The 23,130-nt window shown below is 46.2% G+C and carries 21 protein-coding genes; 11 read left to right on the forward strand and 10 right to left on the reverse strand.

The genetic code is table 11. From position 1 onward, the window contains the following. Positions 1 to 22: 22 nt before the first annotated feature. Genes ACTHQF_RS03120 through ACTHQF_RS03130 form a run of 3 tightly spaced genes read left to right on the forward strand, consistent with a single transcriptional unit; the run spans position 23 to position 6,870 of the window. Positions 23 to 2,257 carry a transferrin receptor-like dimerization domain-containing protein gene (locus ACTHQF_RS03120; protein WP_440428390.1) on the forward strand — a complete coding sequence of 745 codons (2,235 nt, stop codon included), beginning with the start codon at positions 23 to 25 and terminating at the stop codon, positions 2,255 to 2,257. Between the two features lie 17 nt (positions 2,258 to 2,274). After that, on the forward strand, positions 2,275 to 5,379 hold the full coding sequence (locus ACTHQF_RS03125; protein WP_440428391.1) for a SusC/RagA family TonB-linked outer membrane protein: 3,105 nt from the start codon (positions 2,275 to 2,277) through the stop codon (positions 5,377 to 5,379). 12 nt (positions 5,380 to 5,391) lie between these two features. Next, positions 5,392 to 6,870: a RagB/SusD family nutrient uptake outer membrane protein gene (locus ACTHQF_RS03130; protein ID WP_440428392.1), complete on the forward strand. Its 1,479-nt coding sequence runs from the start codon at positions 5,392 to 5,394 to the stop codon at positions 6,868 to 6,870. Between the two features lie 51 nt (positions 6,871 to 6,921). Here the strand turns inward: ACTHQF_RS03130 and ACTHQF_RS03135 are convergent, their stop codons facing one another. Both ACTHQF_RS03135 and parS read right to left on the reverse strand, forming a co-directional pair. After that, complete coding sequence (locus ACTHQF_RS03135; RefSeq protein ID WP_440428393.1) at positions 6,922 to 7,395, reverse strand: RES family NAD+ phosphorylase; 474 nt, start codon at positions 7,393 to 7,395, stop codon at positions 6,922 to 6,924. Further along, a complete protein-coding gene (gene parS, locus ACTHQF_RS03140; protein ID WP_440428394.1) occupies positions 7,392 to 7,886 on the reverse strand; it encodes a type II RES/Xre toxin-antitoxin system antitoxin in 495 nt (164 codons plus the stop codon). The genes ACTHQF_RS03135 and parS overlap by 4 nt, the downstream gene beginning before the upstream one ends. Positions 7,887 to 8,276: 390 nt before the next feature. Between parS and ACTHQF_RS03145 the strand changes: the two genes are divergently transcribed. Continuing rightward, complete coding sequence (locus ACTHQF_RS03145) at positions 8,277 to 11,480, forward strand: carboxypeptidase regulatory-like domain-containing protein (protein ID WP_440428395.1); 3,204 nt, start codon at positions 8,277 to 8,279, stop codon at positions 11,478 to 11,480. Between the two features lie 71 nt (positions 11,481 to 11,551). Here the strand turns inward: ACTHQF_RS03145 and ACTHQF_RS03150 are convergent, their stop codons facing one another. Then, complete coding sequence (locus tag ACTHQF_RS03150; protein ID WP_440428396.1) at positions 11,552 to 12,415, reverse strand: DUF808 domain-containing protein; 864 nt, start codon at positions 12,413 to 12,415, stop codon at positions 11,552 to 11,554. A gap of 131 nt (positions 12,416 to 12,546) precedes the next feature. On the opposite strand from ACTHQF_RS03150, the gene ACTHQF_RS03155 reads away from it, so the two are divergent. Then, complete coding sequence (locus tag ACTHQF_RS03155; protein WP_440428397.1) at positions 12,547 to 13,179, forward strand: DUF2306 domain-containing protein; 633 nt, start codon at positions 12,547 to 12,549, stop codon at positions 13,177 to 13,179. A 1-nt stretch (position 13,180) separates the two neighbouring features. Here ACTHQF_RS03155 and ACTHQF_RS03160 read toward each other — a convergent pair whose 3' ends face one another. Next, on the reverse strand, positions 13,181 to 13,453 hold the full coding sequence (locus ACTHQF_RS03160) for a DUF3072 domain-containing protein (RefSeq protein ID WP_440428398.1): 273 nt from the start codon (positions 13,451 to 13,453) through the stop codon (positions 13,181 to 13,183). A gap of 111 nt (positions 13,454 to 13,564) precedes the next feature. Here ACTHQF_RS03160 and ACTHQF_RS03165 point away from each other — a divergent pair, with 111 nt between their 5' ends. Genes ACTHQF_RS03165 through ACTHQF_RS03175 form a run of 3 tightly spaced genes read left to right on the forward strand, consistent with a single transcriptional unit; the run spans position 13,565 to position 15,696 of the window. Continuing rightward, positions 13,565 to 14,323 carry a glycosyltransferase family 2 protein gene (locus tag ACTHQF_RS03165; RefSeq protein WP_440428399.1) on the forward strand — a complete coding sequence of 253 codons (759 nt, stop codon included), beginning with the start codon at positions 13,565 to 13,567 and terminating at the stop codon, positions 14,321 to 14,323. 57 nt (positions 14,324 to 14,380) lie between these two features. Continuing rightward, complete coding sequence (locus ACTHQF_RS03170; RefSeq protein WP_440428400.1) at positions 14,381 to 14,731, forward strand: hypothetical protein; 351 nt, start codon at positions 14,381 to 14,383, stop codon at positions 14,729 to 14,731. After that, complete coding sequence (locus tag ACTHQF_RS03175; protein ID WP_440428401.1) at positions 14,656 to 15,696, forward strand: Gfo/Idh/MocA family protein; 1,041 nt, start codon at positions 14,656 to 14,658, stop codon at positions 15,694 to 15,696. The genes ACTHQF_RS03170 and ACTHQF_RS03175 overlap by 76 nt, the downstream gene beginning before the upstream one ends. A gap of 2 nt (positions 15,697 to 15,698) precedes the next feature. Here the strand turns inward: ACTHQF_RS03175 and ACTHQF_RS03180 are convergent, their stop codons facing one another. From ACTHQF_RS03180 to ACTHQF_RS03190, 3 genes are all read right to left on the reverse strand, one after another. Then, complete coding sequence (locus ACTHQF_RS03180; protein ID WP_440428402.1) at positions 15,699 to 16,523, reverse strand: metallophosphoesterase; 825 nt, start codon at positions 16,521 to 16,523, stop codon at positions 15,699 to 15,701. Between the two features lie 171 nt (positions 16,524 to 16,694). Further along, positions 16,695 to 17,258: a Crp/Fnr family transcriptional regulator gene (locus ACTHQF_RS03185; protein ID WP_440428403.1), complete on the reverse strand. Its 564-nt coding sequence runs from the start codon at positions 17,256 to 17,258 to the stop codon at positions 16,695 to 16,697. A 64-nt stretch (positions 17,259 to 17,322) separates the two neighbouring features. Then, entirely contained in the window at positions 17,323 to 17,940 is a 618-nt protein-coding gene (locus ACTHQF_RS03190; RefSeq protein ID WP_440428404.1) for a MarR family winged helix-turn-helix transcriptional regulator, read from the reverse strand. A gap of 186 nt (positions 17,941 to 18,126) precedes the next feature. Between ACTHQF_RS03190 and ACTHQF_RS03195 the strand changes: the two genes are divergently transcribed. Further along, positions 18,127 to 19,080 carry a fasciclin domain-containing protein gene (locus ACTHQF_RS03195; RefSeq protein WP_440428405.1) on the forward strand — a complete coding sequence of 318 codons (954 nt, stop codon included), beginning with the start codon at positions 18,127 to 18,129 and terminating at the stop codon, positions 19,078 to 19,080. A gap of 236 nt (positions 19,081 to 19,316) precedes the next feature. Here the strand turns inward: ACTHQF_RS03195 and ACTHQF_RS03200 are convergent, their stop codons facing one another. Together ACTHQF_RS03200 and ACTHQF_RS03205 are read right to left on the reverse strand one after the other, a co-directional pair. Next, entirely contained in the window at positions 19,317 to 20,441 is a 1,125-nt protein-coding gene (locus ACTHQF_RS03200) for an AI-2E family transporter (RefSeq protein WP_440428406.1), read from the reverse strand. A gap of 57 nt (positions 20,442 to 20,498) precedes the next feature. Further along, positions 20,499 to 20,873: a Fur family transcriptional regulator gene (locus ACTHQF_RS03205; RefSeq protein WP_440428407.1), complete on the reverse strand. Its 375-nt coding sequence runs from the start codon at positions 20,871 to 20,873 to the stop codon at positions 20,499 to 20,501. 126 nt (positions 20,874 to 20,999) lie between these two features. On the opposite strand from ACTHQF_RS03205, the gene ACTHQF_RS03210 reads away from it, so the two are divergent. Next, positions 21,000 to 21,908, forward strand: a complete 909-nt coding sequence (locus ACTHQF_RS03210) for an NAD(P)/FAD-dependent oxidoreductase (protein WP_440428408.1) — start codon at positions 21,000 to 21,002, stop codon at positions 21,906 to 21,908. Between the two features lie 9 nt (positions 21,909 to 21,917). On the opposite strand, the gene ACTHQF_RS03215 is transcribed toward ACTHQF_RS03210, so the two are convergent. Next, a complete protein-coding gene (locus tag ACTHQF_RS03215; RefSeq protein ID WP_440428409.1) occupies positions 21,918 to 22,136 on the reverse strand; it encodes a hypothetical protein in 219 nt (72 codons plus the stop codon). A gap of 222 nt (positions 22,137 to 22,358) precedes the next feature. Between ACTHQF_RS03215 and ACTHQF_RS03220 the strand changes: the two genes are divergently transcribed. After that, a complete protein-coding gene (locus ACTHQF_RS03220) occupies positions 22,359 to 23,123 on the forward strand; it encodes a glycerophosphodiester phosphodiesterase (RefSeq protein ID WP_440428410.1) in 765 nt (254 codons plus the stop codon). Positions 23,124 to 23,130: the final 7 nt, after the last annotated feature.

Here is a 23,130-nt window from a genome sequence, read left to right on the forward strand (position 1 = left end):
AAACTTTATATACACAGTCTTTATGAACAGAAAAATGAAGACAGGGCTACTGCTATGCCTTGTCAGCGGGCATTTTACCTTTGCCCAGAACGCGCCGCTTAAGGGTTTTGATTCGCAATCGATCAGTAAACAACAGCAATTGGAACAGCAGTTTGACAAGCATCTGGATGCTGCAAACATCGGCCAGACCATGAAGGCACTTTCAGCAAAACCGCATCATTTAGGTTCAGCAGAAGGCAAACGTGTAGCAGAGCAGGTATTGCAGAAGTTTAAAAGTTATGGCTGGGATGCCAAACTGGAGACCTATCATGTACTCTTCCCCACCCCTAAAACAAGACAGCTGGAATTAATAGCACCTACCAGGTTTACTGCACAGCTGAAAGAACCTGCCTTTCCTGAGGATGCGACCTCGGGGCAGGAAGGGCAACTTCCGACCTATAACGCCTGGGGCGCCGATGGCGATGTAACCGGCGAGCTGGTATTCGTGAATTATGGTCTTCCAGACGATTATGAGCAGTTGGCCAAACTTGGCATTGATGTGAAAGGCAAGATCGTGATCGCCAAATATGGCCGGTCATGGCGGGGGATCAAACCCAAAGTAGCCTATGAACATGGTGCCATTGGTTGTATCATATACTCCGATCCAAAGGATGACGGCTATTACCAGGGCGATGTCTATCCTAAAGGTCCTTTTAAAAACGACCAGACCGTTCAACGTGGTTCTGTAATGGACATGGTGATCTACCCGGGTGATCCACTTACACCGGGTACAGCCTCGACGGCGAAAGCAAAAAGGCTGGAGCGCAGCGACGCGACAACCATCCTGAAAATTCCGGTGCTGCCAATCAGCTACGGCGATGCATTGCCATTACTGTCGGCACTTGAAGGTCCTGTAGCACCTGCTGAGTGGCGCGGTGCATTGCCCATCACTTACCGCATTGGTACAGGCAGCGCCAAAGTACATTTGAAAGTTGAGTCCAACTGGGATATCGTTCCGGCATATAATGTGATCGCAACTATGAAAGGCAGTGAATATCCGGACCAATGGGTGATCAGAGGTAACCACCACGATGCCTGGGTGAATGGTGCGGATGATCCAATCAGCGGACTTGCAGCGCAGCTGGAAGAGGCCAAAGCCATTGGGCAGCTGGCAAAAGCTGGCTTCAGACCTAAGCGTACGCTGGTTTATTGCGCCTGGGATGGTGAAGAACCTTCGTTACTCGGTTCTACCGAATGGGTAGAAGATCATGCCGAAGAGTTGAAGAAAAAAGCGGTGGCTTACATCAACTCTGATGGCAATAGTCGCGGGTTCCTGCAAGCAGGCGGTTCTCACGCACTGGAGCTCTTCATGAGCGAAATCGCTAAAGATGTTAAAGACCCACAAACGGGAACCTCCGTGTTTGAACGTAAACGTGCAAAGGATGCTGTGTCAGCATCATCAGCGAAAGCACAAACCACAATACTGAAGAAAGATACGCTGACCTTGGGTGCCCTGGGTACCGGATCGGACTACTCCGCATTCCTGCAGCATCTGGCAATTCCGACGTTGAACCTTGGCTTTGGCGGTGAAGATGAAGGTGGCGATTATCACTCCATCTATGATTCGTACGATGACTATGTACGGTTCAAGGATGGCACATTCGTTTACGGTGTTGCCCTGGCGCAAACGGCAGGTCGTGCGGTGCTGCGCTTGGCAAATGCCCCGGTACTACCTTTCGACTTCTCCAACTTAAGTCAGACCGTAGGAAAATATGTGGAAGAAGTGAAAGCCTTAACCGGGCAGCTTAAAGAAAAATATGCGGCAGAAAATGCCCTGCTTAACTCGAAAAGCTATCAATTGGCCGCTAACCCTAAAGAAAAATGGATCGCGCCAGCTGCTAAACCTGAAGTGCCGAACATTGACTTCAGCCAGCTGGAGGAAGCCGTAAAAACCCTTCAAAAATCCGCTGAAAGCCTGAACAGCCAATTGAACAGCAAGCCTGCAACGGACAAGAAAACTGCTACACGTATCAATCAGGCCTTGTATCAGGCAGAAAGAAGCTTGCTGATCGCGGAAGGTTTACCAAAAAGAGCCTGGTACAAACACAGCATTTATGCACCAGGATTTTATACCGGTTATGGCGTAAAAACCTTACCTGGTGTGCGTGAGGCGGTCGAGCAAAATAACTGGTCGGAAGCCACAGAACAAGTGCAAACCGCCGCCAGCCGCATCAACGCACTTGCACAGACGCTGGATCAGATTAGCCAAGGAAAATAATTACACCATATATACTCATGAAATCGAAAATTCTCTACTTATTTATACTCTTCAGCAGCTTTTCCCTGCTCGTACAGGCGCAGACACGGAAGGTGAGCGGCCAGGTTACGGAAGCAGGCAGCAGTCAGCCGCTGCCGGGGGTAAGCATCAACATCAAAGGACTGAAAACCAGCACGCAAACCGGTCCTGATGGCAAATTCAACATCAGCATACCCGAAGGTTCCAGTACCCTCGTATTTACTTATGTAGGTTACGAAACGCGTGAACTTACACCAGGTTCCGGCACTTTAAATGTCCAGCTGAAGACCGCAGAAAACAACCTGAACGAGATTGTAGTGGTCGCTTATGGTACCGCCAACAAATCTACGTACACGGGTTCCGCTTCCGTGGTAAATGCAGCTGAACTGGAAAAACGTCCGGTAGCAAACGTAAGCCGTACGCTCCAGGGTATTGTACCCGGTGTACAATCCGTTGCTTCTGCCGGACAACCGGGAAGTGATGCTTCCATCCGCATCCGCGGTATTGGATCCATCAATGCTTCCAGCGATCCGCTTTATGTTGTAGATGGTGTGCCTTTTTCAGGGAACATCAACTCCATCAACAGCACCGATATTGCCTCGATCTCCGTCCTTAAAGACGCTGCTGCAAGTGCCTTATACGGCTCCCGCGGTGCCAATGGGGTGATCATCATCACCACCAAAGCTGGACGTTACAACAGTAAGCCAGAAGTAACGCTGAGCACAAACACCGGTTTTTCTACCCGTGCCGTAAAAGATTACGAATTCCTGAATACCAACCAGTATTTCGAACTACAATGGGAAGCACTGCGCAACAATCAGCTGGATCAGGGTAAAACGGCCGCTGAGGCGGCGCAATATGCGAGTACAGAGCTGGTGAGCAATTTGAAGATCAACCCTTATGGCACAAACTACCCTAGTCCGGTAGGCCTGGACGGGCGACTGGTTCCTGGTGCAGTACCATTGTGGCAGGATGACTGGTCGGAATCCTTAAGCCGCACCGGCATTCGTCAGGAAGTCAATCTTGGCGTAAGTGGTGGTAGTACCGACTCGCGTTACTTTGTGTCGGGTGGTTACCTGTCTGACAAAGGTTTCATCGTAGGTTCCGGTTTCAGACGTTTCAATACCCGTGTGAACTACAATACTAAGGTGAACAAGTGGTTTGAAGCAGGCATCAATGTGGCCGCGACATCAACCAACCAGGACTCGCCACCACAAAGCGACAGTGATCAGGGTAACTTCGCCAATTTCGGCAGGTTAGTATCGAACATTTACCCGGTTTATGAGCGCAATCCCGACGGCAGTTACAAGCTGGATGCCTCAGGAAACCAGATCTATGATTTCGGTAACTACCGCCCGAGTGCTGCGGCAACCGGAAACAACCTGCTGGGCATCGTGGACCTGAACAAATACAACAACAAACAGGACGCACTTCTGCTTCGCGGAAACCTGCAGTTCAACATCATCGATGGTCTGAAGCTAAAGAGCAGTGTAAATACCGACTACAACAACCGAAGCAATCTCTCTTATACCAATCCACTTTTTGGTTCAGGTATTGCTAACGGTGGGTCAGTAACCAAAGGAAGTGTTCGTACCGTAGGTTACACCATCAACAATTTACTGGATTATACCTTCGACTTAGGTGCTGCACACCACTTCAATGTACTTGGAGGACAGGAGATCTATGTTTTAAACATCTCCAACCTGTCGGGTAGCCGCAGTAATTTCGGCTTTGACGGCAAAACAGAGCCTAACGCAGCATCGCTGATCAACAGCTTCAACGGCAGTTCTGATGAATATAAACTTTCCAGTTTCCTGGGTAAGTTAGACTATAACTACAACCAACGCTATTTCTTTTCTGCAAGCTTTAGAAGAGACGGCTCTTCACGCTTCAGTCCGGAATCGCGCTGGGGTAACTTCTGGTCTCTTGGTGCTTCCTGGAATGCAAAAGCAGAATCTTTTCTTGCTAACACCAGCTGGTTGAACAGCTTAACCGTACGAACCAGCTATGGTGCGCAGGGTAATGACAACCTGGGCAGCTATTATGCTTATCAGGATCTATATTCTATTTACAACAGCCTTGGCCAGGCGGGTTTGGTTACTTCCCGCCTGCCGACACCCGGATTGAAGTGGGAAACAAACTTAAACTTCAATGCAGGTATTGACTTTGCCATCCTGAACAACAGGATCAGCGGTTCCTTTGAAGTCTTCCAGCGTCAGTCTAAAGACCTCCTGTTTAGCCGTCCACTGGCGCCATCATTGGGTTTCACGGCAATTGATGACAACATTGGTTCCTTAAGAAACAATGGCTACGAAGGGCAATTCAGCTTTGTACCGGTGACCAATCAGAATGTACACTGGACCGTTGGATTTAACTTTGGGCATTACAATAACCGGATCACCAAGCTGCCACAAAAAGAAATTATCAGCGGAAATGTGGGCCAGCTGGGATCAACCAAGAAACTTACCGTAGGTAGCTCCGTATATGACTTCTATATCCGTGAATGGGCAGGTGTGGATCCGGCAAACGGCAAGCCGCTATGGTATAAAGATGATGCAAATGGCCGCACCACGACGAGCGTTTATGCTGATGCTACACAGTACTACTCGGGCAGTGCCTTACCGGATTTCTATGGTGGTGTAAACTCTTCCATCCGCTATAAGCAATTTGAGTTATATGCTTTGGTAGCCTACAACATTGGCGGTAAAGTGCTTGACTTGGACGAGGTGATGATCATGCATACTGGTGAGAATACCGGAAGAACATGGAGCAGCCAGATCCTGGACCGCTGGACACCAGAAAACACCAACACCAATGTGCCACGCCTGACCACGACTTCAACAAACTGGAACAGCATTTCCACCAGGTTCCTTTATGATGCAAGTTATGTACGTCTGAAAAACCTGAGCTTAAGTTACAGCTTGCCGGAGAAGTGGGCCAATCAGCTTGGCATGGGTAGGTTGAGGTTGTACGCACGTGGCGAGAACCTGCTTACCTACTACAAACACAAAGGTATGGACCCGGAACAAGCCGTTGATGGGGTAACCTTCTACCGCTACCCATCGCAGAAAACCTACACCTTCGGTTTAGACCTCTCATTTTAATCGCAACAACTCATGAAAACAAAATACTTTACATTGAAACTTATCCTACTGGCGGCGATATTCTTATTGCCGGCCTGTAAGGATGAATTTTTTGAGACTTCTCCGGCAGGTGACCTTACCGGAACGGAGACCTATGCATCCACTAAGAACATCGATGCACTGATGAATGGTACGCTGCGCTACTTAATGGAAAGCAGCACTTCACAGGATAACCCTGGATTATCTGCCATTACCCTAACCCAGGAAGTGATGGGCGATGATGCGATTGCCCGTGATGGCGTTTATGGTTTCCGGGATTCTTACCCCTACCGTGATCCTTATGATAACACCACGCGAAGAGCACTTTTCTTTTGGAGCTTCCAGTACAAGGTGATCGATAACTGCAATAACATTCTGGCGAACATTGATGCGGCAAGCGGAACGGATGACGAACGCAGGTTCCTGAAAGGTCAGGCACTGGCCTTAAGAGCCTTCGTGTACCTGAACCTGGTAAGACAATACCAATTCACTTATGCGAAAGATAAAGCAGCCAAGGCTGTCCCGGTCTATACCGAGCCAACCAGTCCGACTACTGTGCCAAAATCACGTGCAAGCGTTGAAGAAGTGTACACGCAGGTACTGGGAGATCTTAGTCAGGCGGAGACCCTGCTTGCAGGATTCAGCAGGAAAGTTAAAAATCGTCTGGACCTGAATGTGGTTCGTGGACTGCTTGCCCGCACTTACCTGACACAGGAGAACTGGGCCCAGGCAGCCATGAAAGCGAATGAAGCACGTACCGGTTACGCGATCATGGAAGCAACACAGTACACACAGGGCTTCAATGATGTGAGTAACCCGGAATGGATCTGGGGACATCCGCAGCAGGCCGATCAGAACCTGGGCGGTGCATCGTACTTTGCATACATCGACGTTACCCCATCAACAGGTTACCGCAGCATTATGCCTGATCCGTATTTTAAAGCCTTGTTCGCGGAGGGAGATATCCGAAAAACCTTGTTCGAAACCGTGACGAACGCTACTGACCCACGCTATCGTTGGATCATGTACAAGAAGTTTGTTAATAAAGCAGATCGTGCAGGGCATATCGTGCTGATGCGATCATCGGAAATGGCTTTGATTGAAGCAGAGAGCAAAGCAAGATTGAACGACCTGCCAGGGGCTGTAGCCGCATTGAATGAAGTTCGAATAAAGCGGAACTTGCCGCAGCTTGCAGCTGGAGACTTCACGCAATCGCAGCTTGTTGAGGAGATCATCACGGAGCGCAGACGTGAGCTTTGGGGCGAAGGCTTTAGATTGCTGGATCTGCTTCGCTTGCAGCAGGCACCGGTAAGAAGAGAGTCCACAGAAACGTTCCGCGTTGGCACGACAGATGTGGGCATTAAAGGGCATTACGTGTTGAGGTTCCCGGATAACAGCAACCTGGTTTCGAATAGCCCATATTACCTGTTCTCGATACCGGTAAATGAGCTTAATACCAATCCAAATTTATAAAAGCCATAAAACAAAAAGGTCCGTTCTGCAAGCAGAATGGACCTTTTTGTTTTATGGCTTTTTTGCTTTGATGTTATAGAGTCGCTTGTCAAATCGAAATGGTGATATTGAAAGTATTTTCAGCGCAGCAGCTTCCTCATGAGCTGGATTAACAAGTACGTTTTTTGAAAAAGGATCACAAACACTAGGCACATAGAGTAGCAGTGAACGCATCGATGAAAGCCATGTATTGCCGATCTTTTCAAGTACCCGTGGAGCAGGATAATTGCTCCAGTTTACTGGTAAATCTTCTACAGCTACGCTTAAAAACGAAGCGGCATCTGGAACAAGTATTTCGACCATCTCTAAATCATGATGGATTTCATCTGGTTCAAGATGGACAAGTTTTTCAAGGATGCAAGTTGATGATTGTACAGAGGTGTAGAGGACAGGCATAAAGTTGTGCCACCGTGCCGGCGATAGCAAACCGCCTCTTCCGCTAAGGTCACCGGCGAATTCCGCTCGCGCAATTCTATATAACTTCATGAATAAAGACCATGTTCAATTCTAGTGAGTAAGTCGTCTACTAAACGCAGCCCCTCTGTTGTATCCAGTAAATCAAGGGGTATCTGATTACCAAGCGCTAGTTGTTCCCGTGATAACCAATGTTCCGCGGTACGCTGATCACCAAGAACATCTACTGTACGGGTATAGATACGTGCTAACTCGTATAGAAAATTTGATTGTTCGGGCGCTAATCGATCCTCAGGACTATACCTGTTCAGCTGCCTTACGCTAAGGTGAAGTACATGGGAGAGCTGTTCCCGACTGATATTTGTTTTCTCAACAAACGCATCAACACCAGCTTTAGGCAAACCACCCCGGATATAACCGATTAGACCATCAATATCATCCCCATGCTGAACGTATTCAGCCCAACTTTCGCCGTATAAAAATTTCCATACTACTGATGAGCCATCGTCTTGTTGAAGAATATTCGAAACATCGAATTTACTTTCCATACTCTGAATTGCCATATGTCCATTAATATAAGGACAAACGTCAGAAGAAACAAATAGTTTTTTATGTTTTAGAAGTTTAATGCTGTTCTGCCTTCGTTAGCTTCTTCTTTTGCTTGCGAAGTTGAGATCGTATCTCTGATTCATATCGGTTATGTTTGCCTCTGAATATCCCACTATTCGACTAAGTATTTTGCCTGATTCATGGGTAAATACAACTAGCGGTATGGCACGAGTATCATACGCGCAATTAAACTTCTCTTTGTCTTACTCTGCGACGGTAAATTGGTCCCGATTTAACATTTGATCCAAGAAAAACGCCTTTATGCAACCATTTTTTAATAGGAAGGGAAAGTGCTGTTAACATGACAACTACATCTTCGTGCCATAAAACTATTCAAAACTATTATGGTCAGAAAATTACTCTTTTCAATGTTACTCTTGTGTTTTTGCGTCAAGAATCCGTTGCTTGCACAAACCACACAAGCCTCTATTCTTGGTGTTGTTACCGGGCCGGATAAGCGAGCGATTCCGGGCGCTTCAGTCCAGGTAACGAACAGCTCAACCGGCTTTACCACCAGAACATCCACTGATGCCAAAGGTGAATACACCTTTCGCGAATTACCCTTAGGCGGGCCTTATGCCGTTAGGGTGATCTATATGGGCTATGGTGAACAAACCAAGACGGGCTATATGTTGAACTTTGGGGATGTGGTACGTGCAAACGTTATGCTGGAGGAAGCTTCACAGAACCTCGAAACCGTCCAGATCTTAGGCTCCGGCTTACAGAACAAGGTTCAAAACTTTGGTGCTTCAACTGAGATCTCTGCGAAAACCATGAACCAGTTACCGGTAAACGGACGTAACTTCTCGAACCTGATGGATCTTTCTCCATTAAGTCGCGGTGGTGGTATCGCTGGGCAATTGGGTTCCTCTACGAACTACACGATTGACGGTATGAGTGCCAAGAATCCGACTTCAGCAGGTAGTACAACCAGCAGAAGTGGTGCACCATACTCCATCTCAATCGAGGCGGTACGTGAGTTCAAAGTCGTAACGAACCAATACGACGTGACCATGGGCAGAGCAGGTGGTGGAACAGTGACGGCAGTAACCAAATCCGGAACCAATACAACCAGCGGAAGCGCTTTTGGTTACGGCCGTGCAGACTGGTTAGCGAGTCCGTATGACATCAGAGGGATCAAACGTGATAATGACTTCTCCACATACCAGTACGGCTTCACTTTAGGCGGACCGATCATTAAAAATAAGTTACACTACTTCGTCGGTTTGGATCACCAGAAAGATGCCCGTCCCTTGATCATTGCAGACGTAAATGGACCTGCAGACGAAGCACGTTTCCGTATCACAAATAATACCCTTAGCGACTTCCTTGCTATCGCCAGAGCAAAATATGGCGTTTCCGATGCGCCACAGTATGGGACCTTTGATAAGAAGCGTGGGAGTGATGCAGCATTTGCCCGTTTAGACTGGCAGATCAATGATCGTAATCTATTAACGATACGTGACAACTATACGAACGACAGAAATCCTCTTGGTCTGGGTGACAATACAGCCATCAACTTCTTCGAGAGTTATGGTAATGATAAAAACGTCGACAACAGTTTACTGGCAACATTACGTTCTACAGTGAGCAGTAAGGTGACGAATGAGTTGAAAGTACAGCACTTATACACTTATCAGGCGAGTACCCAAAACGATCAGCTTGGTTTTGCAATACCAAGGGCTGTTGTTGGCAACGTACAATCGACCTTGTCGGATGGCTCATTGGCAAACACCGCCATTCAGATCGGTGGGCACCGTTTTGGACAGGAAGGTTTCACCAACAATGTCCTGCAGTTGGTTGATAACTTCTACTACAACACCGATAAGATCAACTACACCTTCGGTATTGACCTGATGTACACAAATGCCAAGTCTCTTTATGGTAGCGAGGTAAACGGACGTTTTGAATATACCAACTCCACCACCGCCACTTCACTGGAGAACTTCAACAACCTGGTACCAAACCGGTTTTACCGCGAGGTGCCTTTAGTAGATGATCCAACCGTTAAGGCCAGCATCTGGAATACCGCACTATACGGACAAATGCAGACGAAACTGGCTAAAGGGCTGGATTTTGTCGGCGGTTTACGTATCGATTACAGCAAGTACCCAACATCTCCACTTAATCAGACCTTACTGGATGAGGTTGGCGTAAGAACAGACAACGAATTGAAGCAGTTTTTGATTCAACCAAGAATCCAGTTTAACTGGGACATCAATGAGAACCGGACGGACTTTGTACGTTTTGGTGCCGGTATCTTCGGATCAGATGTGAACAATTATGTCACCATCAATAACCTGACGTTCGACGGTAAACACCTGGCGACTGTAGATGTTTTCGGCTCAGACGTACCTACTCCGAACTTTATTGGATACAGAAATGGAACTGTAGATGCCCCTACACTGGCTGCCCAGCAGGTACCAACCATTAACACGTATGCGGAAGATGCAAAGATTCCAGTTGTATATAAGGCCAACTTATCTTACAGCAAGCTATTAACCGACAGGCTAAAGGTTGGTGTAACCGGTTATGCCTCTTTTGGCCGGAACAACTACATGTATGTAGACCGCAATATGGCTGCGAACCCTTATTTTACCTTACCTAATGAGGCAGATCGTGGGGTGTTTGTACCTGTGATGCCTGATAATGGCGCTCCAGACTGGAAAAGAGGTAGGATCAGCAATACCTTCGGGCGCGTATTGGAACTTAATAGTAAAGGTAAAGTAAACCAGTTTGCAGTAGTTCTTGATGCCACATGGCAGTATTTCAAAGACGGAGAGATAACGGCAAGTTATACCTGGAATGACACTAAAGATAATACCTCTTACAACGGTAACGTAGCCAACTCTGCAACCCTATCCTTGCCGGTAAAGGATGACCCTAGAAATTTGAGCAACATGACCTATTCTGATAACCATTTCAGAAATAAAATCGTGATCTATGGTACTTTGCCGACATTTTATGGCGTAACTGTTGGTGTTCGTTATTCGGGCATCGGTGGTACACGCTACAGCTTGTTATCCGGCACGAACAACAACGGAGATTTCGTTGCAACCAATGATTTAGCTTTTATCTTCGACAGGAACAACCCGAATGTACCTCAAAACGTACGTACTGGACTACAGACCATCTTAGATAATCCTGATGCAAGTCAGAGTTTGAAAGACTATATCAACAAATACTCAGGACAAATTGCGGAACGTAATGGTGGTATCAATGACTTCTTTGGTATTGTGGATGTACGTATCAGCAAGAAATTCAAGTTTCATAAAACCCATACCCTTGAGATCTCGGGTGATATCTTCAACTTTGCCAACCTGCTGAAGAAGAAATGGGGTGTGAATGAATCTTTAGGAAACCAGGCCTTGTATGCTTTGAACGGAAAAGCTGCCGTAGCCGCAACGCCGACATCACCTGCAATCCCGGCGGTTCCTAACTATGATGCCACGACCAGGAGCTTCAACTACCGCGTGAATAATGCCGGTATCGTTAACCCTTCTGGTAACCCATACCAGTTCCAGATCGGTTTGAGATACGGGTTCTAAATCCTGGAAATCTAATAAACAAAGAAGCCGTTTCCTTTCGTGAAACGGCTTCTTTGTTTGCTCAGGAACACTTATTTGAATGCACTGATCAATTTCTTTGCACCAGTGATGACGATAACAGCAATTAATCCGCCAACCAGGCCGTATGCAAGCTCCTTTAACGTCGAGGGTACTTTAGGATATAAATGGTGTACATATTCGATGTTGTGGACAAAAATACCGCCTGCCACCATAATCAATGCGATGGTACCTACTACAGCGAGGATTCTGATTATGATAGGTAATGCTTTAACAAGCAAGTGCCCTAGCGTAGACACAAAGCCTTTGTCACCAGATCCCTTTATAAGTGAGTAACCTGCATCATCCATTCTAACGATAAGCGCTACGATTCCGTAAACACCAACGGTGGCAAGTAATGCCACAACCGAGACGGTCAGGATTTGGATAGGCAGTGTTTCTTCCAGAACAGTACCTAAAGCAATGATCACAATTTCGACGGAGAGGATAAAGTCTGTCATCACGGCAGATTTCACCTTCGCCTTTTCCGCAGCCGGGCCAGTTAACTCAACTTCTTTAACCGCTTCATGGGTCGGCTTTTTTCTATGGAAGAAGAACTCAATAATCTTTTCCACGCCTTCATAAGCCAAATAAAAGCCACCTAGAATGAGTATGAATTTGATTGCAATTGGAAAAAATGCATTGAGCAATAAAGCAATGGGGACAATAATAAGCTTATTGAGAAAGGAACCTTTGGTGATAGCCCAAAGCACTGGTATTTCTCTGGATGCGAGGAAGCCTGTTGCTTTCTCCGCGTTTACCGCTAAGTCATCACCAAGGATACCTGCTGTTTTCCTGGTGGCGAGTTTTGCGGTTACCGCAACATCATCCATCAAGGCTGCTATATCATCTAAAATTGCAAAAAAACCTGAAGCCATATTATTCTATTTATTTGGGCGCAAAATATATATAGGAATTGAGATTATGATGATCATATTCCAAATAGTCTTTCTTGTAACAGCGCAGCATCTTCTGCATCTAAAAAGCACGCATATACCATATTACTGATATGACACCAAGAAAATTAAGCTGGACCCTCGTTGCGTTTCTAGCCGTTGTTGTTGGGATTTACCCCCTGTTTTACCTGTCTGCCGGGTTCCGGGCGGCAGGGTTCCTGAGTGGTAAACCGGCAGAACTGCAGCAGAGCACGCTGTACCTGGCCGTCTTCTATACCCATGTTGTTTTCGGAGGTATCGCCCTGTTAAGTGGCTGGTCACAATTCAGTGAAAAGTTCCGCTCGCGCCATCTGCAGACACATCGTAGCGTCGGAAAACTATATATCACTTCCGTTTTGCTGAGCAGTGTCTCCGGTTTTGGCATTGCAATGTTTGCTACTGGTGGCCTGATTAGCATATTAGGCTTTGCTGGCCTTGCTATAGCCTGGTTTTTCAGCAACATCAAGGCATATACATCTATTTTAAACAGGAATGTCCAGGAACATCAGAACTGGATGATTCGCAACTATGCGCTCAGCTTTGCTGCAGTGACCTTGCGGTTGTGGCTGCCATTCTCCCAAGCTGTGCTGCACATGGATTTCATCTTAGCGTACCAGATCATCGCCTGGATGTGCTGGCTGCCGAATCTGTTGGTAGCAACCTTGATCATTAACCGAAAACGGCTACGATCAGCTGCTGCTGCATAGCTTAGTGCTTTTGATTGCTGTCCAGTCCCCTACCTGTTTTATGTTGAAGCTCATCAATCCTTTTAGAGGCTTCGGATTTACTTAAGGTCTCATCAAATGGTTCCCCAGCTTCGTCAGAAAGTGTTTTCAAATAAGATTGTTGGGCGCCGGTCATAGGTTCGTTGCCGGTGGTCCATTCATCAGGATCTTTCACGGTATTAGATCCTTTAATTTCACTGTTTTCACTTTGATTGTTGTCCTGTTCATCGAACAGTTTATCTGCTTTGTTTTCCATATGGCTTTGTTTAGAATCTGGTAATGAACAGATAACCATGGGCTTTGTTTTGGAGTCCCGTTCGGGAGGTAACATAAAAATTCCTACTTTTGCACACCAAACGTTCATCCCTTGAAAATCAGCTTTCTCATTCTAACCTGGAACAGGTACAAATTTCTGGATAAATGCCTCGAATCTTTAATTCCCGCTATTGACAATACGAATGACTGCGAAATCATCGTCATGAATAATGGATCTACCGATGAAACCAGCGCAGTACTTGACAAGTACAAACATCATCCAATGCTTCGGATCATCCACCGCCGGAAAAACCGTGGACTAAAGGCTTATAAGCGCTTGTTCCTGTACGCAAAAGGAGATCATATGGTGGTGGTTGATGATGACGTACTATCTTTCCCAAAACACCTTGATACCATTTTCATTGACTACATGAAAAGCTTTCCTGATTTTGGATTTGTAGGGCTTAACGTGATACAAGATGAGTTCACCAACGGTGCCAAGCCAGGACCGGAACATTATACTGAGGTGGTTAGGAATGACAAAGTTATTCAGCAAGGCCCTACTGGGGGCTGGTGTACCTGCTTCAGAAAACAGGATTTTAGAAAGATCCGCCTGAAATTCCTGCTTGCAGATTTGAGCATGAAAAATGGGGAAGACGGCTTTCTGTCCATTTGCTTTGAACAGAAACTTGGCTTAAAGTCAGGAATTATCAAAGATGCCGTTTGTTTTCACGCCAGCGGACCACACTATGCAAAAATGTATGGGCACCTAGAGCGCGAAATTGAAAAATATGCCTCCGCCGAACTGGATGATTTCGTTAAAGTATACCGCGAGTACGAGTCAGTGGAATCTGATCCAGGTTTCTTCTGAAACTTTAAACAGAATTGCTTTGCCGCTGTTGCTTATCATCAGAGCAAATCAATCGACATGGATGCGGACCACCTATCACGAAAAGACTTTTTAACGCTAACTGGAAGAACTGTCGCCCTGGGGGTAGCGGGTACATTGGCGGCTAACGGATTGTTACATCAGAATGTGCTGGCACAAACCCGCCCGCGGGCCGTTTCCCCCCCTGCAAAAATCCCGGTTGGTGTAGAAGATCCTATTGTGCTGGAAGCCTGGAAATCGGATGTAGACCAGCAGTCGGGTGCTACCCCTACACCATTGCCCCAGAGCGCCGGATCGGTTATGCCGTCGTTGGCTTGGGACATCTGGCGCTGGAGGAGATCCTGCCTGCCCTGGGAAGTTGTGAAAAATCCAAGTTGGTGGCGCTGGTAAGTGGCAGTCCGGAGAAGATGAAGAAAGTGGCCGCCCAATACGGAATCAAGCCCCAGAATTGCTATAGCTACGAAACTTATGACCAGTTGAAGAACAATCCGGAGGTGGACGTGATATACATTGTGCTGCCCAATGCCCTGCACAAGGATTATGTGGTTCGCGGTGCAAAAGCAGGTAAACACATCTTGTGTGAAAAACCAATGGCCATTTCTTCTAAGGAATGCGAAGAGATGATCGCAGCGTGTGATCGTGCGAAGGTTAAACTCATGGTCGCTTATCGGATTCAATACCAACCACACAACAGAAAACTCCGGGAACTGGTGCAGAACAAAACCTTTGGCGTGCCGAAGCTCATTGAAGCCTGCAACTCGCAGAGCAGTGCAAATCCGGCACACTGGCGACATAAAAAAGCACTTGCAGGTGGCGGTGCGCTACCCGATATTGGACTTTACTGCCTTAACACGAACCGGTTTATTTTAGGTGAGGAACCAATAGAAGTGTTCGCCTATCAGTATAGCACACCAGGTAATCCTTTGTTTACTGAAGTGGAAGAGTTGATGAGCTGGCAGATGCGCTTCCCTAGCGGTGTGATTGCGAGTTCTTCTACGGACTACAATGTGCACGAAAGCCGACGGTATCGCGTGATGTGTGAAAAAGGTTGGCTGAATATGGACAAAGCTTATGCGTACAAAGGGCAGAAACTGACTACAGCCCGCGCGGAAGGCAAGATGGAACGTCAGGAAGAGATCGGGCTAGCAGAGACGAATCAGTTTGCTGCGGAAATGGACCACTTCTCTGATTGCATCCTAAAGGATAAACGACCGTTTACACCCGGCGAAGAAGGCCTGCAGGACCATGTCCTGATGGAAGCGATCTATCAGTCGGCCAAAGAAGGCAGGCCCGTAAAGCTTACTCATAACGTTAACCGGCCGCTGCGCGGTCCGGAACCAGAACTTGATTCGTAGTACTAGGCCTCGAATACAGCAATTTCTGCCCTGGAACCAAATCTGATCGGCAACAAACTTGTGCCAAGTCCTTTAGATACGTAAAGATCAATGTCTCCGACGGTGTACCATCCTTTGATGTATTTGCCACTACCTCTGGGCAAAAAAGGAATATACCCAAACAGGTTAATTTGGCCGCCATGGGTGTGCCCGGAGATAATTGCATTTGGAGCCATTTCGGGTGCCAGTTCATTGGAAATACTTTCCGCGTACTGTGGGCAATGATTGAGGATGATGTGGCAATCGCTGGCTTTGTATTCTTGCATGGCAAGGCTGATGCTGGCATTTCCACCGATAAAATCGTCCACTCCAGTTATCAGGACTTGATTGCCCCTTATCTGGTACTGCCTGGCCTGATTAACCAGGAGATCGCAGTTATGTTTCATGTATAGTGTCTGAAGATCGGAGAGGTTAACGTTACCCCAATATTCCCAATTTCCTAAGATTGCAACTTTCTGGATGTCATGGCGGAGAAGCCCTAAAAACGCCTCCAGCACAGGTAATTGCTCGTTACTTTCTACAGCATCTCCCGTCAGGAAAATGAGGTCAGGATTTTGGGCATTGATTTGTTTGGCCAGCCGTTTCAACTGGCTGTTTACAGACTTAAGGTGAAGGTCAGAGATTTGAATGAACTTCAATCCCAAACTCGATCTAGCCTTGGATTTCAGGGTAAACCGGTTCGTTTCTATAAAAAACTTCTCTATCCAGAACGCATCAAGCAAGAGCGCTGCCGTTGATAAAAAGATTCCACTTTTGATAAAAGTACGTCTGGTCCAGACAGTTTTCAAGCGCTATAATTCTTTAACTCGTTTACTCTAATAGTCATTCAGCTGATCTTATAAAAGCTCTGCTTTTCAGATAGCGGTTGTCCTTACCTGCAGTATAGTTGCTTCAGTCAGAATGATTTCAGGAAATTAACACAATTTATCGACCTCTACTACTCTTGTGCCCAAATATCATTATAAACTAAGACGGCTTAAGGTCTCCCGTGAAACGCCGAGGTAAGCTGCCAATTGCGTTTTCGGAACCCGCTGCAGTAATGCAGGATGCTGCCGGACTAACTGCTCATACCTTTTCTGCGCACTGGAGGTCAAGAGCGAAAGGATGCGTCGCTGTGCAGCAAGGAAACCATAGATTGTTTTTTCAAGGAAGAAATGCTCGATCTTGGGCAATCCGGCACATAGTGCGCGATAGTTCTCCAAAGAAAGGCAAAGGACTTCGGTATCTTCGAGGCAAACCAGCGATAATGTTGCTGGCGACTGGGTGTAATATGCCTGGAAATCATTGTCCCACCAATCTTCCATGGCGAAGGCCAGAATGTGTTCTTTACCGGTCTCGTCTAAATAAACCAACTTCGTCAGGCCAGACACCACATAGTAGTTGAAGTGCACAAACTCGCCTTGCTGTACCAAAAACTGGTGCTTTTTATATCGCTTAGGCAAGAAATGTTTGGCAACAAATGCAAACTCCTCGTCTGTAAGCGGCACAACTTTTTCAATGTGGCTTCTTAGCTGTTGATTCATGGCTTACAAACATACAAGTTTAACAGGAACCAAGGCTGCAGTAACGGACCATGTTGTGCCGACCTTAGATCAATAGGTCCTTAGACTTGTTTAGATGATAGTTTTCCAGCTTGGTTAGAATTCTGATCAACTCAAACTTTTCGTGCTCCGTGATATCACCCACGACATCGACACTTGCCTGTCGGAATTTATCCATACTATTTTCAAGTGCTTCAATGCCTTTCGCAGTGATGCTGATGATTTTGTTGCGTTTGTCCTGATCACCCGGAGATTGTTCAACCATTTCATTCATGATTAATCGATTGATAATCTGGATACCTGCAGACTTTTCATGCACATTAAGACGTATCAAAGCGGTTTTCGTCATATTGCCAAATGCCCTAAGGTTGATCAGATAGATTAACTCGTCCGGGGTAGCGAAATTCGAGTTTGAAATAGCGGCTTTTGCATGTAACCTGGCATAGCGATACAGGTGCACCAAAGAGGTGTTGATTACACTTTCCGGGCTGCGGCCCTTGCTCTTGCCTGACCATTCGGGTTCAGGTTGGCTGGCTAAGCGCTCCGCTTCGATCCGCGAGAAAAGCCAGCGTCCGAATAACGCTACATCCTGCTCAGAAGTACTGGCGGTCTTTTCGTACGCTTCAACCAGAAGTACCAATTGATTTAATAGTTTATACATCATCTTTAGGTATATACAAATCTAGTGCAAATAGTGCTTAACTGCACTATATACTACATAATTAATGGTTATGTGTTAAGCATCACATCTTAAAGGGCTTAGCTTACATAAAAATTAGTATAATAATATACTTTATGGCATCTAAATTGTTCCACATGCTACACTAATGGTTCATTAAAAAACTAAATTATGAAAACAATTTCTGCTTTAAAAAAGACCGCGATGGTGTTTGCTTTAGCTGTAATCAGCATCGCCACCTCGTGTAAAAAAGATGATGATGAAATGCCGGTAATTTCCGATCAAAACATTGTCGAGATCGTAGTTGGTGATAACGACTTTTCACTTTTGGAGGCCGCTGTTAAACACGCGGACCTGGTAGCAACCTTATCCGGCAACGGGCCGTTTACGGTGTTTGCGCCTACCAATGAGGCATTCGCTGCCGTTGGCCTGGATACGGAAGCCAAGATCAATGCGCTACCCAAAGAAACCTTGAAGAAGATCCTGTTATACCATGTTGCCAGCGCGTCTATTCCGGCCTCAACAATCCCGGCTACAGCAAACACTGCTGTTAAATCCGCAGCTGACCTTGATCTTTATGTAACCAAGACCGATAGAGGAGTTTTTATCAACGGCGCAACCGTGACTCAGGCCGACATCATGGCAACAAACGGCATTATCCATGTAATTAACAAAGTATTGATGCCACCAAGTGGTAACATTGTTGAAGTTGCACAGGGCAATCCAAACTTCAGCTTTTTAGTTGCCGCGGTGTTGAGAGCAAGTCAGGGCCCGACGAATGTAGCTAACGTACTTTCTGGCGATGGTCCGTTTACGGTATTTGCACCAACGAATCAGGCCTTTATGGATGCAGGTTTTGCTAATGTTGCTGCGATACAAGCAGCTGATCCTGCTGCATTGACCAGCATTTTAACCTACCATGTTGTTGCAGGTCGTGTATTCTCAACGGATCTGGTAGACAATAGTTCACCCGCTACGGTAAACGGCGCTAATGTGACCATTACTTTAAATGGTGGTGCAAAAGTGAAGGGTGCTAAAAATGCGAGTGCTGCTACCATCTCCCCTGCAGACCTGGTAACCACGAATGGTGTGATTCATGTAATTGATCAGGTATTGTTACCATAATAGCGTTTCCATTTTATACTTAAAGCCGCCATAACGAAATTTGGCGGCTTTTTTTTGAATTCAATGCTCCTGCAAGGACTGCGCTAGCATACTGGTTATACCCTGAAAGGGAGATGCTTTGGGGTTGACCCGCCCTCAAGCCGCCCTCTACCCGGGGTCGATACGCCCTTGGCCGCCCTGCTGCCGGATCAAGGCCTTGCAGATACCCCTGCAAGGCAGGTTCAAGCCAATAGCAATTATACTTTCATAACTTTTTCGCTACCGCGCGTAACCTTAAGGCGCTCCGCAAGCCGGTTCTGCTTTTGCTCCTCATCCCCCAGGATTATGCCCCAAGGTTTCATGCTTTCTATCCGGTCGAAGATGATCTTCAATACAGCAATGACTGGGATGGACAGGAACATCCCTGATATTCCCCAGATCATTTCCCCTATGATCACACCAAGCACCGTTATTAATGCATTGATTCTCACCTTTGATCCCACAACAACCGGAAGTAAAATATTGCTGTCGATGAGATGTATCACCACAAGTGCAATTACGACGAGCAGGACTTTACTTAGCACCGTTGCAGTGGCAAAAGTGATTAAAGTGCTAAGTACGATAGCTATAAATATTCCGATATAAGGAATGATGTTTAGAATTCCGGTAATCAGCCCAAGCAAAAAAGCATACTTGATGCCCAGTGCCCAGAAAGTCAGGCTTACCGCTAAGGCGATAACCCCCATTTGGATCAGCAATCCAATGATGTATTTGCGGATGATGTATTGCACCTGTTCGATAATATCATGCACCAAGGATTTATTCTCCTCCAGAAAGACGGAGACAAGGAAACGCATAATGAGGCTTCTATAAAGCAGGAAGAAAAAGGTGTAAATAAAGGTAAACACCAGGAACAGCAGTATGGAAGAAAGTGATAGAACTGTTGCCCCAACCACCATAGAGCTGGAGGCTAGTGCTTTTGTAGTTGCAGAGTGTACATAATTTAACTGCTTAGCTGCGTCTATATCAAACCTGGATTCTATCCAGGTTTGAAGGTCGTTCAGGGTTACGGCGAGCTGCTCCTTAAATTGCGGCCAGTCACTTGCAAGCCTGCTTAGCTGCGAACCGATAACGTATAAGACCAAGCATACCGCAGTAAGCATTAACACGACAGAAATCATGGATGCCGCGCTTCGGGGCAGCTTTAGCTTTCGTTCAAAAAAGGCAGCCATCGGCAGGAGCAGGATGGAGAATAGACAAGAGAAAATCAGCGGAGATAAAATATCTTTAGCAATGATCACCAGGTAACCAAATGCGATAAGACTGACCAATACACACATGGTTTTCACGTAGAATGGCCTTTGGGGAATGTTTAGATCCATATTGTTCTTTAAGGTAACTTATGAACAACAAAACCCTGAACATAAAGTTGTGGATCATCAGGCGCAGTTTCCGCATGTTCCCACAAGCACACAGTTGAATTTCTCCACCTGGTAGGTTTCGGGAACAGAAAACTGAACCATCTCCCGCAAACATTCGATCGTCTGACACTTTATGCAGCGGAAATGGAAATGGTTTTCAGGTAAGGCTTGCTGGTCACATTTCTTGCACATGGCGAAATACTGCCTGCCATCATCAGCTACAACCTTGTGTACAATGCCGTCTTCGCAAAACTGGTTTAAGGCGCGGTAGACGGTAGCGCGATCAATCTCGATCTCTATCTTCTGCTCTATTGCTTCCTGACTCATCGCCCGGTTACTTGCACTAAGCACAGCGATCACCGCTTCCTTGGTTGGTGTATTCCTACGTTTCATCTTATTGCGACTATGTTGTAATAATTATTGCGATTTAGTTGCAATAATAGCAAGACTAATTAACTTTGCCAAACCGGTCTAAGAAAATAACGGGTACCTGTTCCACATATTTTTAAAACATTGCATATGAAAAGCAGCAAGAACTATGAAGTAATCATTATTGGCGGAAGTTATGCGGGTTTGTCTGCAGCTTTAGCTTTAGGAAGATCATTGAGGCACGTCTTGATCATTGATAGCGGCATGCGCTGCAACCGGCAAACACCGCATGCCCATAACTTCCTTACGCAAGATGGCGAAGCGCCTGGCGCAATTGCTGAAAAGGCAAGACAGGAGGTATTAAAATATGAGACCCTGGAATGGATCGATGACCTGGCGGTAAGCGGAAGCAAAACAGAAAACGGCTTTGTGATCAGCACCCAGCAAGGCGCCGAGTTTAACAGTCAGAAACTGCTGTTTGCATCAGGCATAAAGGATATTATGCCAGAGATTCCAGGTTTTGCCGCTTGTTGGGGTATTTCGGTAGTGCATTGCCCTTACTGCCATGGCTATGAATTCCGGAATCAGAAGACCGCAATTTTGGCGAACGGCCCCAGAGCTTTTCACCTGGCCTCCCTCGTGAGCAATCTAAGCAAGGAAGTCAGCATATTGGCCATGGGGAAAGCAAATTTCAGCGAGACAGAACGGGAGCGCTTGAACCGTCAACATATCGAGATTATTGAGGAAGAGCTTGCCGAAATCGTGCATGAAAATGGACATGTGAAACACTTAAGCTTCAAAGATGGCGGGGAAAAAACATTCGGTGCCGTCTATGCAGCACCCGAGTTTGTTCAAAGTTCAGACATCCCAGTAGCGCTGGGCTGTGAACTTACCGAGCAAGGTTTCCTTAAAGTGAATAACATGCAGGCTACGACCGTGCCCGGTATTTATGCTTGTGGTGATAACTCGGGAATGCTACGTTCCATTGCAAATGCTGTATACAGTGGCAATCTTGCCGGTGCCGTGTTGAATAAAGAGCTTACCGAGGAACAGTTCTGATGTAGAATGCTAAAGATCTGGGTAAAAACCGTACCGGGCATAGACATCAATGACCTTTCTTGCAGATTGCTCGATCAAAATCAACTTAGCTTTTCGAAGTTGAGCAAGTGCTTCCTCATCATGTATAGGATCATCCTGTGCGGCCTTGATCACCTTGTCCATATCCTCGATCCTGGACAAGTACCAGGTTTTAAATTCTAAAAGATCATTTTGCAGGTTGGAATCCATGGTAGATACATCGGGGCAAAAATGATCTCTAACAACGCGTCAGTTGCTTATATGCCTGCAGATCGTGTTGCAATTGTAATGCCGCCTTTAAAGCATTGTAAATTGAACCGTGGATGGCAGCATGCACTATTCTGTAACATAAACAGCAAGTAACGTTCACTTTACCTTAACATGCATGCCCCAAACTTTATTCATATTTGCAGTTCTAAAATATAGCATACTATGAAACGACTTTTAACACTTGGAATACTCGCACAACTGGCCTTATCAACCGCATCTTTTGCACAGACAAAGGTTGTTGCACACCGAGGTGCCTGGAAGCATACCGGCGCTCCTGAAAATTCCATTGCTGCGCTAAAGGAAGCGATAAAGATGGGCTGTGAAGGCTCAGAATTCGATGTCCATATGTCTGCAGATTCCGTGCTCTTTGTTAATCACGATGCGGACATCCAGGGCTTACCGATAGAAAGAACTTCAGCAAAGCAGCTGTCTGCCGTAAAACTTTCCAATGGTGAGACCTTGCCTACCTTGGAGGCTTATCTGAAGGAAGGTATCAAGCAAAAGAAGACAAGACTGGTACTGGAAATTAAACCTTCCGCTGTAAGTAAAGAACGGGGCATTGCTTTGACCCGCAAAGTAGTGGCTATGGTAAATGCGCTTAAAGCTGCTCCAAAGGTAGATTACATCAGCTTCGACTACGACATCTGCAAAGAGATCACCAAGATTGCTCCGAAAGCGACAGTTCAGTACCTCAATGGCGACAAAACACCTGATGAACTGCTGGCAGACGGTATACACGGTTTTGACTATCATTATAGCATACTGAAGAAGAACCCAAGCTGGATCAAGGAGGCAAAAAGTAAAAAGCTGATCACCAATGTATGGACGGTAAATGACGAAAAAGATATGGACTGGCTTATCAGCGAGGGAATCAGCCTGATTACCACCAATGAACCGGAATTACTTATTCAGAAACTGCGTAAATAAAACTTAA

The organism is Pedobacter sp. SAFR-022 (assembly GCF_051965375.1).
Lineage (GTDB): Bacteria > Bacteroidota > Bacteroidia > Sphingobacteriales > Sphingobacteriaceae > Pedobacter.

Coding starts and splice junctions, on each gene's coding strand:
- ACTHQF_RS03120 (WP_440428390.1), top strand. CDS start 23: ATGAACAGAAAAATGAAGACAGGGCTACTGCTATGCCTTGTCAGCGGG.
- ACTHQF_RS03125 (WP_440428391.1), top strand. CDS start 2,275: ATGAAATCGAAAATTCTCTACTTATTTATACTCTTCAGCAGCTTTTCC.
- ACTHQF_RS03130 (WP_440428392.1), top strand. CDS start 5,392: ATGAAAACAAAATACTTTACATTGAAACTTATCCTACTGGCGGCGATA.
- ACTHQF_RS03135 (WP_440428393.1), bottom strand. CDS start 7,395: ATGAAGTTATATAGAATTGCGCGAGCGGAATTCGCCGGTGACCTTAGC.
- parS (WP_440428394.1), bottom strand. CDS start 7,886: ATGGCAATTCAGAGTATGGAAAGTAAATTCGATGTTTCGAATATTCTT.
- ACTHQF_RS03145 (WP_440428395.1), top strand. CDS start 8,277: ATGGTCAGAAAATTACTCTTTTCAATGTTACTCTTGTGTTTTTGCGTC.
- ACTHQF_RS03150 (WP_440428396.1), bottom strand. CDS start 12,415: ATGGCTTCAGGTTTTTTTGCAATTTTAGATGATATAGCAGCCTTGATG.
- ACTHQF_RS03155 (WP_440428397.1), top strand. CDS start 12,547: ATGACACCAAGAAAATTAAGCTGGACCCTCGTTGCGTTTCTAGCCGTT.
- ACTHQF_RS03160 (WP_440428398.1), bottom strand. CDS start 13,453: ATGGAAAACAAAGCAGATAAACTGTTCGATGAACAGGACAACAATCAA.
- ACTHQF_RS03170 (WP_440428400.1), top strand. CDS start 14,381: ATGGATGCGGACCACCTATCACGAAAAGACTTTTTAACGCTAACTGGA.
- ACTHQF_RS03185 (WP_440428403.1), bottom strand. CDS start 17,258: ATGAATCAACAGCTAAGAAGCCACATTGAAAAAGTTGTGCCGCTTACA.
- ACTHQF_RS03190 (WP_440428404.1), bottom strand. CDS start 17,940: ATGATGTATAAACTATTAAATCAATTGGTACTTCTGGTTGAAGCGTAC.
- ACTHQF_RS03195 (WP_440428405.1), top strand. CDS start 18,127: ATGAAAACAATTTCTGCTTTAAAAAAGACCGCGATGGTGTTTGCTTTA.
- ACTHQF_RS03200 (WP_440428406.1), bottom strand. CDS start 20,441: ATGGATCTAAACATTCCCCAAAGGCCATTCTACGTGAAAACCATGTGT.
- ACTHQF_RS03205 (WP_440428407.1), bottom strand. CDS start 20,873: ATGAAACGTAGGAATACACCAACCAAGGAAGCGGTGATCGCTGTGCTT.
- ACTHQF_RS03210 (WP_440428408.1), top strand. CDS start 21,000: ATGAAAAGCAGCAAGAACTATGAAGTAATCATTATTGGCGGAAGTTAT.
- ACTHQF_RS03215 (WP_440428409.1), bottom strand. CDS start 22,136: ATGGATTCCAACCTGCAAAATGATCTTTTAGAATTTAAAACCTGGTAC.
- ACTHQF_RS03220 (WP_440428410.1), top strand. CDS start 22,359: ATGAAACGACTTTTAACACTTGGAATACTCGCACAACTGGCCTTATCA.